This window comes from Nocardiopsis nanhaiensis (genome assembly GCF_054778635.1).
On record NZ_BAAGZJ010000086.1, the window covers coordinates 24,731 to 34,783 of the forward strand.

The window sequence follows — 10,053 nt, forward strand, 5'->3', positions numbered from 1 at the left end:
TGGGCTCGGTCGAACATGGTCTGCAGCTCGCTCACGCCGCACCATGCTCCTGGAATCGGAACAGGAGCGTCTGGACCCCACTGTCCCAGTCGTGGCTGTGGCCACAGAAATCCTTCGCAATTACCACAATGACACGCATTGAACTACCGTCAAATACGGTAATTTTCGGCGAATCAAATTTAGAGTTCGGTTGCGAGGACTCACACGATGGGAGTCATGACTCCCGTCCCCCAGACACAGGCACGTCACCGATCGCACCCGAACAGCTGCACACCCAGGTCGAGACACTCACCGACAAGGGCGTCCAGTCGTTCGTCTTCGCCAGAGACGGTCGCGTCCTCGACGCTGGCAGCGGGTTCTCTCCGAGCGTGATCGAACAGCTCGCCGCAACCTGCTCGGGGTTGGTCAACATCGCGCGCCACTACGCCGCCGAGAACAGCCATGAGGGTTTGGACCGCCTGGTGGTTCGCTTCACGGACGGCGCCCTCATCCTGCTGCCCGTCACCCCGGCGGTGTGGGTCGGCGCCGAGGTGGACCGCGAGCAGGTAAAGGACACTGCACACACGCTGGCGTTGTTCGCCAATCAGGTCGCACATCTGGTGCCCGACCAGATCGCCCGGGAGCTTCAGGTGATGCCTTCCGTTCTGGTGGGTGCCCGCTGATGCCCCCCACCGCGCTCGCCCCGTACAAGCCTGAGAACCCGCTCCTGCCGGTACTCGGTGAACACACCCTGGTCCGCGCCGTGGGGCCATCCCACACATTGGCCCGCACCGATGCCCTCGACCGCTTGGCGGGCACCGTGTGGCGACTGGCCAACGATCTCGAGCACGCTCGCGCACCGGTGTCGGTAATGGAGATCGCCTCCCGTGCGGGGCTCAGCCGCGGCGCGGTGATCCTGGCCGTCACCGAACTCCTGCGTCGCCATCGGGCCAAGGTGGGGCGTCCGCACACAGTTCTGCGCACCCCTCTGGTTGACCTGTGCGACGGTCTGTCAGCCTCCGGCCATTTCGACCCGGATCTGCGCTCGGCGAAGATCCTGGTGCTCGGCGAAGACCTGCCAGCGCGCCAGTTCGTGGGCTCCTGCTCCCACAACCGTCCCCTGGCCGTGCAGGAGACAGTGCTCGAAGCAGTCCCCCAGGAGCTCGACCCCGAAGTAGATGAACAGGAGACGACCACCCTCCCAGCCAGGTTCGAGCCGCGACAGATGCTGATCACCATGGGACAGGTGCCCGTGAGTGATATGCGCCTGTGCCTGGTGAACCTGCCAGCTTCGCAACTCTGGGATGCCGTGTGGCCGAGCACAGCCCGTGACGCATGCGCCGTCATTATCATCGCCCGCCCTGCACGCGTGACCGAGACTGCCCATGCCCTGGAACTGGTACGGCCCCTGGAACTGCCAGTACAAGTAGTGCTTGACCACGCTGATGGCACCGAACCCGACCCCCAGGCCGTGGCCGAACGGCTCCATATGGATCCCCAGGCGATCACCCTCGCCGATGTGCGCTCGGTCCCCTCCGCCCGCGCGGCTCTGCGCGATCTCATCCACCAGCCCTCGCGACGTCCCGAACCTGGGGCGATATTCCCTGCGGTCGAGCTCGTCGAACTCCGCGGTTCCCCGTTAAGCCCGGCGCCCAGAATGATCACGCGTGCCGGGTGGGTGTGCGGGCGAGCAGGTCGCGCACGCGTAGCGCGTCGTGCATCGAGTGCAGCGTGGTCAGGCGCCCTGCCCGCGAGGCGGCGCGGACGCCGCGCGGATCGACGTTCAGGAGCCTGGGGGTGCTGCCGGTCGCCACGATGAGGGCATCGAAGCCCAGGGTCGCGCCTGAGTCGAGGTGTACCTCACGTGCGGCGACGTCGACTCGGCGAACGGTGTCGGCCACGAAGGGCTCGCTCGGGGGCGTCAACGTGGCCTGCTCTGGTGTGATGAGCCCGACGGCCACCCCCTTGTTCACCAGGGTCCTGTTGTAGGGCGCTTGGTCGCTGGCGCCGACGAGTGTGACACCGACTCCGCTGGTCGTGATGAGTTCTCGGGCTGCCGCCGTTCCCGCCGCTCCCGCGCCGAGAACCACTACCTGGTGTGCCGACATGGCTCTCCTCCTGCTGGTCCTTACTTGACTCATATACCCCAAGGGGGTATATCTGGACTGGTAAACATACCCCACATGGGTACATGGTGTTGATCGATGAGATGTGAGGACGGCCAGATGAGTGCCACGCAGACCTACGCCGTTACGGGGATGACGTGCGGACACTGCGAGGGGGCAGTCCGCAGCGAGGTGTCCCGCCTTTCGGGAGTCGCCACCGTCGAGGTCAGCTCCGCCTCGGGCCGCCTGGTCGTCACCGCCGACGAGCAGATCGATGACGCGGCCGTGATCGCCGCGGTCGAAGAGGCCGGATACGCAGCCACGAGGAGCTGACTTGAACGCATCAATGAAGCTGGCCCTGTACGGGGTGGTCCTGGTGGCCGTGTTCGCCGTCGCTGGATTCACAGCGAACGCGGTGGTACCCGAAGAGACCGTGCGCAACTGGTCGGCCGAGACCACGGACCACGGCCAGGAAGGCGACGCGAACGCCGCCGGACACGGGGCACCCGCGGGCGATGCGGCCTCACTCGGGCTCGGCCTCGCTCAAGACGGCCATCAGCTCACCGGGGTCAGCGCCCCGCAGGAGACGGGCATCGAGGGCGAGCTGACTTTCGCGGTGAGCACGCTTGGGGGAGAGTCGGTGACGGAATTCGAGCTCAACCACGAGAAGGAAATGCACTTGATCGCCGTCCGCGCCGACGGACAGCACTTCCGGCACGTCCATCCTGAACTGGACGCCGACGGCACCTGGTCGATCCCTTGGGAGTGGGAGGAGGCCGGAACCTATCGCATCTTCGCGGACTTCGTGCCCTCGGCGACCGGGGAGGACATGCCCCTGTCGACGACGGTGCAGGTGACCGGTGACTACGCTGCGGTTCCTGTCGGTGAACCGGTCACCGAGACGAACGCCGGTGGATTCGACATCAGCGTTCGAGGAGACCTGGTCGCGGGTGAGCCCTCGGAGCTGACCGTGTCCGTGGCCCGTGATGGCGAGCCGGTCACGGACCTGGAGCCCTACCTGGGGGCCTTCGGCCACTTGGTGGCGCTTCGTGACGGGGACCTGGCCTACCTGCACGTCCACTCACACGGCGCCGAGCCCGAAGCCGGGCAGACCGCCGGTCCGGACATCACGTTCGAGGCCACCGCGCCCACCGAGGGCCGCTACCTGCTGTACCTGGACTTCCAGGTCGACGGACAGGTGCACACCGCGCCGCTGGTCATCGACACGACCGCCGACCCAACCCGGAGCCCGAGCGAGGACGGCCACTCCGGTGACGGTTCGGGCACCGGCGATGAGCACGAGGACGGAGACGGCCATGACCACTGAACCCGCCACCAGCACAGCCGGTGGCGGCATCGAGTTGCAGATCGGCGGCATGACCTGTGCCTCGTGCGCGAACCGGATCGAGAAGAAACTCAACAAGCTCGACGGCGTCAAGGCCAGCGTCAACTACGCCACGGAGAAGGCCAGCGTCACCGGTCCGGCGAACCTAGACCCCCAGGCGCTCATCTCCGAGGTGGAACGGACCGGCTACACGGCCACGCTTCCCGCCTCGCCGCAAGCCAGCGCGGGCAACTCTGAGAACGAGAGCGAGTCGCGCGAGGAAACGGAGCTGCGTGCCCTCAAGCAGCGGCTGATCGGTGCGGCGAGCCTGGCGGTGCCGGTCATTGCGATGGCGATGATTCCCGCGCTGCAGTTCGACTACTGGGGTTTTGCCTCCCTGGTGCTGGCCGCTCCCGTCGTGGTCTGGGCGGGCTGGCCCTTCCACAAGGCGGCGTGGACCAATCTCAAGCACGGCGCGGCCACGATGGACACCCTCATCTCCGTGGGTACCACCGCCGCGCTCATCTGGTCGATCATCGCCTTGTTCTGGGGCACGGCCGGACAGCCGGGCGTGGTCCATCCCTTCGAGCTGACGATCTCGCGCAGTGACGGTTTCGGGCACATCTACCTCGAAGTCGGCGCCGGGGTGATCACGTTCATTCTCCTGGGCCGTTACTTTGAAAAGCGCTCCAAGCGCCGTGCCGGTGCGGCGCTGCGTGCCCTGCTCGAACTCGGCGCGAAGGAAGCCTCCGTCCTGCGGGAGGGCAGGGAACAGCGGATCCCTATCGATGAGCTCGCTGTGGGGGATGAGTTCGTCGTCCGCCCCGGGGAGAAGATCGCCACCGACGGGGTGATCACCTCGGGTCGCTCCGCGATCGATGCTTCGATGCTCACCGGCGAATCCGTGCCGGCGGAAGTCACCGAGGGCGACAACGTCACGGGCGCCACCGTCAACGCCGGAGGCCGCCTGGTTGTTAAGGCCACGCGGGTGGGCTCGGACACGCAGTTGGCGCAGATGGCCCAGATGGTCGAGGACGCCCAGTCCGGCAAGGCCGAGATCCAACGCCTGGCCGACCGGGTCTCCGGGGTGTTCGTGCCGATCGCCATCGCGATCGCCGTGGGCGCCCTGGGAGCGTGGATCGGAGCCGGATTCCCGCTCAGCGCCGGATTCACCGCGGCGGTGGCCGTACTTATCATCGCCTGCCCGTGCGCCCTGGGGCTGGCCACCCCGACCGCGCTGCTGGTGGGAACCGGTCGCGGCGCGCAGATGGGCGTGCTCATCAAGGGCCCTGAGATCCTGGAGTCCACGCGCAAGGTCGACACCGTCGTGCTGGACAAGACCGGCACTGTCACCACCGGCAAGATGACCCTGACCGGGGTGATCGCCGTCGAGGGGGTGGACCGCGCCGAGCTGCTGCGCCTGGCTGGTGGCTTGGAGGACTACTCAGAGCACCCTATCGCGCAGGCCATCGCCGCTGGTGCGGCCTTTGAGGTCGGTGAGCTTCCTGCTCCGGAGTCCTTCGACAACATCGAGGGCCAAGGTGTGCAGGGCGTGGTCGAGGGGCACGCCGTCGTCGCGGGCCGCGAGACGCTGTTGGCTGAGTGGTCACTGACTCTCGACGAGGACCTGCGCGCGGCCAAGCAGGCAGCCGAGGCCGAGGGCAAGACCGCGATCGCGGTCGGCTGGGATGGTGCCGCACGCGGTGTGCTGGTGGTCTCCGACCAGATCAAGCCCACCTCCGCCGAGGCGATCGCCCAGTTCAAGAAGCTTGGCCTGACCCCGGTGCTTCTGACCGGGGACAATCAGGCGGTGGCCGAGCAGGTCGCCGCCGAGGTCGGCATTGAGCGTGTGATCGCCGAGGTGCTTCCCAAGGACAAGGTCGACGTCGTTGCCCGGTTCCAGGGCGAGGGCAAGGTCGTGGCGATGGTCGGCGACGGCGTCAACGACGCCCCCGCCCTGGCCCAAGCCGATCTGGGGCTGGCCATGGGCACTGGAACCGACGTGGCGATCGAGGCCGCCGACATCACGCTGGTCCGCGGTGATCTGCGGGCTGCGGCGGACGCGATCCGCCTGGCCCGTCGGACGCTGCGCACCATCAAGACCAACCTGTTCTGGGCCTTCGCCTACAACACCTCAGCGATCCCGCTGGCCGCTTTCGGGCTGCTCAACCCCATGCTGGCCGGAGCAGCGATGGCCTTCTCCAGCGTCTGCGTGGTCGGCAACAGCCTGCGCCTGCGCAGCTTCAAGGCTCACGCCGACGAGGCCCAGACATCCTCGACCACCAACCGGGCGCTAGCCCGCCAACCGATGAACGCCTGACAGTGAACCGAACACCATAGAAAAGGACTCCTCATGACGACTCCAGGCAACCGCGACCACGACAGCACCGCAAAGACGGGCGACTGCTGCGGCCACGCACCAACGGAGGAGCACCTGACTTCCGCGCCGGGCCAGGACGTCGCCGAGTGCCCGGTCATGGTAGGCACTCCGGTGATCAAATCCCAGGCCGAGGAACTCGGCCTCTACCGCGACCACGACGGGCAGCGGTACTGGCTGTGCTGCGACTCCTGCGGCCCTCTGTTCGACGCCGACCCCGAGCGGTACGCCACCGCGTGACCCACACCCGAGCCGGTGCTTTTCGGAGGGCGACCTTTCGCAAAGCACCGGACCCTCGTCCCAGAGCGATGGGGCGAATGAAGGAGGATGAGCATGAATTCAACGCGAAACAACCAGACCGTCACTTCTGAGGAGCACCCCGGCCAGCACGATCATGCCGACCACAACGGACACGGTGATCATGTGGGGCAGTTCCGGCGGCTGTTCTGGATCATGCTCGTCCTGGCCCTTCCGGTGGTGGGCTTCAACGAGATGTTCGCCCATCTGGTCGGCTACCAGCTGCCGGATGCCGGGTGGGTCTGGTGGGTCTCGCCGGTGCTGGGAACGCTCGTCTACTTCTGGGGAGGCCAGCCTTTCCTGGTCGGCGCGGTTTCCGAGATCCGCTCCTGGAAGCCGGGCATGATGCTGCTGATCGGCCTGGCGATCACCGTGGCGTTCATCGCGTCCTGGGGCGCCAGCCTGCGCATCCTCGACCACGAGCTGAACTTCTGGTGGGAACTGGCGCTGCTGGTCGTCATCATGCTGCTGGGCCACTGGATCGAGATGCGCTCCCTGGCCCAGACCACCTCCGCGCTCGACTCGCTCGCCGCCCTGCTGCCCGATGAGGCCGACAAGCTCGAGGGCGACGAGGTCGTCAAGGTCGCCCCCGCCGATCTGCTGGTCGGTGACGTGGTCATCGTCCGCCCCGGTTCCTCAGTGCCCGCCGATGGAAAGATCGTCGATGGTTCGGCATCGATCGACGAGTCCATGGTCACCGGAGAATCCAAACCCGTGCGCCGTGAGACGGGAGGGCACGTCGTCGCCGGTACGGTCGCCACTGACTCCGGGCTTCGAGTCCAGGTCACCGCGATCGGCGACGACACCGCACTGGCCGGAATCCAAAAGCTCGTCACCGACGCCCAGGCCTCTTCCTCTCGGGCCCAGCGCATCGCGGACGTGGCCGCCGCCTGGCTGTTCTGGTTCGCGCTGGCAGCCGCGGGGATCACCGCGATCGTGTGGTCACTGTTCGGGCTGCCCGACATGGCGGTGGTGCGCACCATCACGGTCTTGGTCATCGCCTGCCCCCACGCACTCGGCCTGGCGATTCCGCTGGTGGTCTCCATCTCCACCGAACGCGCCGCCCGCGGCGGTGTACTCATCAAGGACCGCCTCGCCCTGGAGTCCACGCGCACCGTGCAGGCGGTGCTCTTCGACAAGACCGGAACCCTGACCAAGGGCGAGCCCACGGTCACCGCCATCGAACCCGCCGAAGGCCGCGACCAAGACGAGGTCCTGGCTTTGGCCGCCGCAGCCGAAGCCGACAGCGAGCACCCCTTGGCCAGGGCTATCCGGGACGCCGCCGCTGCCCGTGAACTGCGTCCGCCCAGGGCCGAGGACTTCTCCTCCTCCCCGGCGGTCGGTGTCAAGGCCACCGTCGAGGGCGCGGTGGTCGAGGTCGGCGGACCCCACCTGCTCCAAGAGCGCGACGTCGCCGAACGGCCGATCGCAGACCGGTGGCGCGCCGAAGGGGCGATCATCCTGCACGTCCTGGCAGACGGACAGGTCATCGGGGGGTTGCGTCTGGCAGACGAGATCCGGCCCGAGTCACGCGAGACCGTGGGCGCCCTGCACGCCGCAGATCTGCAGGTGGTGATGATCACCGGCGACGCACAGGCCGTTGCCGACACCGTCGCCGAGGACCTGGGCATCGACCGGGTCTTCGCTGGTGTTCGCCCCGAAGACAAGGCCGCCAAGGTCGCCGAGCTCATGAACGAGGGCAAGAAGGTCGCCATGGTCGGCGACGGGGTCAACGACGCTCCCGCCCTGGCCCAGGCCGACGTGGGCATCGCCATCGGTGCTGGCACCGACGTCGCGATCGGCTCCGCGGGCGTCATCCTCGCCTCTTCCGATCCCCGGTCGGTGCTCTCGGTGATCGAACTCTCGCGCGCTTCCTACCGGAAGATGAAACAGAACCTGTGGTGGGCGGCGGGCTACAACCTCATCTCCGTTCCGCTGGCGGCCGGAGTCCTCGCACCTATCGGGTTCGTCCTGCCGATGAGTATCGGCGCGATCCTGATGTCTGCCTCGACCGTCGTGGTCGCCCTGAACGCGCAGCTCCTGCGGCGTCTCGATCTAGCCCCAGCCCACAGCGCCGCACGCTTCACGGGAAGCGGCAATGATCGGTGACGGCGCTCGCGGCGGGACAAGACTGATGCATCGGGAGTATCTACGGTGGCCGCCACGACCAAGAGCGCTCACGAATGCTTCAGCGACAAGGGGCGCTCCCTCGCTGCCCGGGTGTATATAGGGCCAGACCTGCCCCTCACGATCTCCGTGCTCATCCCCGCGGCCCTTCTGATCACCGAGAGCCGTTCCTCCGGGGCGAGGCGCTACGACGTATCCGGAGCGGTGACGGTCACGCTCGGCATCGGCTCACTGGTTTACGGAATCTCCTTGGCGGTCGGCACCGGGTGGAGCGACCCTGTTCCGCTCGCCTTCGTCGCGCTCGGGCTGGTACTGATCGGCCTGTTCGTCCTGATCGAGCACAGGTCACCGCACCCCCTGCTTCCCGTGCGCGTCGTCTATGACCGTGTACGCGGCAGCGCCTACCTCATCGTGTTCCTCGTCGGAGCGGCGCTCATTGCCTTCTTCCTGTTCCTGACCTACTACCTACAAATCGTGCGAGGGTACTCACCGCTGATGACCGGTCTCGCCTTCATCCCCAGCGGGATCGGCGTTCTCGTCGGCTCCTTCGGCGCGGGCAGGATCATGACCTGGGTGAGCCCGAGGACGATCATGATCTCGGGTCCCCTCGGCACGGCGGGCCTGGCCTGCCTGGCCACAGTCACCCCCGAGAGCGGGATCTGGACGCTGGTACTGCCCGCCCAGCTGGCGATCGGCCTCGGTATCGGCGCGGCCCTGACCACGATGACCAAGGCGATTCTGGACGGGGTGGCGGCCGAGGACACCGGGGTGGCCAGTGCCCTGACCAACGCGATCCGCAAGATCGGTGGGGCGGTGGGGCTCTTCGTGCTCAACGTGGTCGCCGTCTCGGTCTCCGCCGCGCAGAGTGACCCGGGGTCGGCCGCCGGGCTCACCCACGGCTACGCGGTTGCCTTCCTCATAGGTGCCGGACTGCTCAGTCGCCCTGATTACCGCCGTGGTCCTGATCAAGCCCGCGCGATCCGCGACCGCGTGACCTGGGAAGAGCATGTCTGGGAGGAAGAAGGCGCCTTCGGGGCCCAAACGCCGCGGGGGATATCGGGGTCGCATGGGGGATGCGGCTCACACGCACCGCGGTGGTCAGCGGGAGGGCGAAGGGGCCGGACTGACACGGACGCGCGGTGTCCGAATCTGCTCCGGCCCCTGCCAGGGGGCGGCGGGTCAGGCGTAGGAGTGCAGACCGCTGAACATGTAGTTCACCGCGAAGAAGTTGAACATGACGGTGAGGAAGCCGATCACGTTGATCCAGGTCGCCTTCGGTCCGCGCCAGCCACCGGTGGCACGGGCGTGCAGGTAGGCCGCGTAGATCACCCAAGTAATGAAGGACCAGACCTCCTTGGGGTCCCAACCCCAGTAGCGCCCCCAGGCCTCGTCCGCCCAGATCGAACCGGCGATGACGCCGAAGGTCCACAGGGGGAAGGCGAAGAGGATGAAGCGGTGGGAGATGCGGTCGAGCAGCTCGGGGCTGGGCAGGAGCCCGGAGATACCGGCGACCTTGTCACCCAGGGCCTTCTTGGCCTCGGCGCGGTGCGCCACCAGATAGGTGATGCCCGCCGCCCCGGAGACCATGAACGCCCCGCCCGCGAGGATCAGCGCGGTGACGTGGATCGGCACCCAGTAGGACTGCAGGGCCGGGATCAGCGGGCCCGGGTCGATGTACAGCCAGCGCACGCCGATGCCCAGCAGGAGCAGAACCGGGACCAGCACGAAGGCGCCGAGGAAGCGGGCCTGGTAGCGCCAGGCGGCGTAGAGGAGCCCGCCGACGGCCACGAGGCACATCGCCACGACGAACTCGAACATGTTGCCCCAGGGCCAGCGCCCCGCCG

The 10,053-nt window shown here is 67.3% G+C and carries 9 protein-coding genes and 1 pseudogene; 7 read left to right on the forward strand and 3 right to left on the reverse strand.

Annotated features, from left to right (window positions below; genetic code table 11):
- Nucleotides 1-128 precede the first annotated feature (128 nt).
- Nucleotides 129-662, forward strand: a complete 534-nt coding sequence (locus ACYVD1_RS28800; RefSeq protein ID WP_460777653.1) for a roadblock/LC7 domain-containing protein — start codon at nt 129-131, stop codon at nt 660-662.
- 329 nt (nt 663-991) lie between these two features.
- Here ACYVD1_RS28800 and ACYVD1_RS28805 read toward each other — a convergent pair whose 3' ends face one another.
- Together ACYVD1_RS28805 and ACYVD1_RS28810 are read right to left on the reverse strand one after the other, a co-directional pair.
- The gene (locus ACYVD1_RS28805; RefSeq protein WP_460777654.1) at nt 992-1,546 is read right to left on the reverse strand and encodes a hypothetical protein; all 555 of its coding nucleotides are present in this window, start codon (nt 1,544-1,546) and stop codon (nt 992-994) included.
- 94 nt (nt 1,547-1,640) lie between these two features.
- The gene (locus ACYVD1_RS28810) at nt 1,641-2,087 is read right to left on the reverse strand and encodes an FAD-dependent oxidoreductase (RefSeq protein ID WP_460777655.1); all 447 of its coding nucleotides are present in this window, start codon (nt 2,085-2,087) and stop codon (nt 1,641-1,643) included.
- A gap of 117 nt (nt 2,088-2,204) precedes the next feature.
- Here ACYVD1_RS28810 and ACYVD1_RS28815 point away from each other — a divergent pair, with 117 nt between their 5' ends.
- The 6 genes and pseudogenes from ACYVD1_RS28815 to ACYVD1_RS28840 form a co-directional block, all read left to right on the forward strand.
- Entirely contained in the window at nt 2,205-2,417 is a 213-nt protein-coding gene (locus ACYVD1_RS28815) for a heavy-metal-associated domain-containing protein (RefSeq protein ID WP_460777656.1), read from the forward strand.
- A 1-nt stretch (nt 2,418) separates the two neighbouring features.
- Nucleotides 2,419-3,411 (forward strand): hypothetical protein, encoded by a 993-nt coding sequence (locus tag ACYVD1_RS28820; RefSeq protein ID WP_460777657.1) that lies wholly within the window; start codon nt 2,419-2,421, stop codon nt 3,409-3,411.
- A complete protein-coding gene (locus ACYVD1_RS28825) occupies nt 3,401-5,728 on the forward strand; it encodes a heavy metal translocating P-type ATPase (protein WP_460777658.1) in 2,328 nt (775 codons plus the stop codon). Before ACYVD1_RS28820 ends, ACYVD1_RS28825 begins: the two co-directional genes overlap by 11 nt.
- A gap of 33 nt (nt 5,729-5,761) precedes the next feature.
- Entirely contained in the window at nt 5,762-6,025 is a 264-nt protein-coding gene (locus tag ACYVD1_RS28830) for a hypothetical protein (RefSeq protein ID WP_460777659.1), read from the forward strand.
- A gap of 93 nt (nt 6,026-6,118) precedes the next feature.
- On the forward strand, nt 6,119-8,191 hold the full coding sequence (locus tag ACYVD1_RS28835; protein WP_460777660.1) for a heavy metal translocating P-type ATPase: 2,073 nt from the start codon (nt 6,119-6,121) through the stop codon (nt 8,189-8,191).
- 147 nt (nt 8,192-8,338) lie between these two features.
- A pseudogene (locus ACYVD1_RS28840) lies at nt 8,339-8,968 on the forward strand (MFS transporter); the annotation flags it as partial.
- 420 nt (nt 8,969-9,388) lie between these two features.
- Here ACYVD1_RS28840 and ccsB read toward each other — a convergent pair.
- Nucleotides 9,389-10,053, reverse strand: a 665-nt coding sequence (ccsB, locus tag ACYVD1_RS28845; protein ID WP_460777661.1) for a c-type cytochrome biogenesis protein CcsB, incomplete at its 5' end; no start/stop codon positions are given.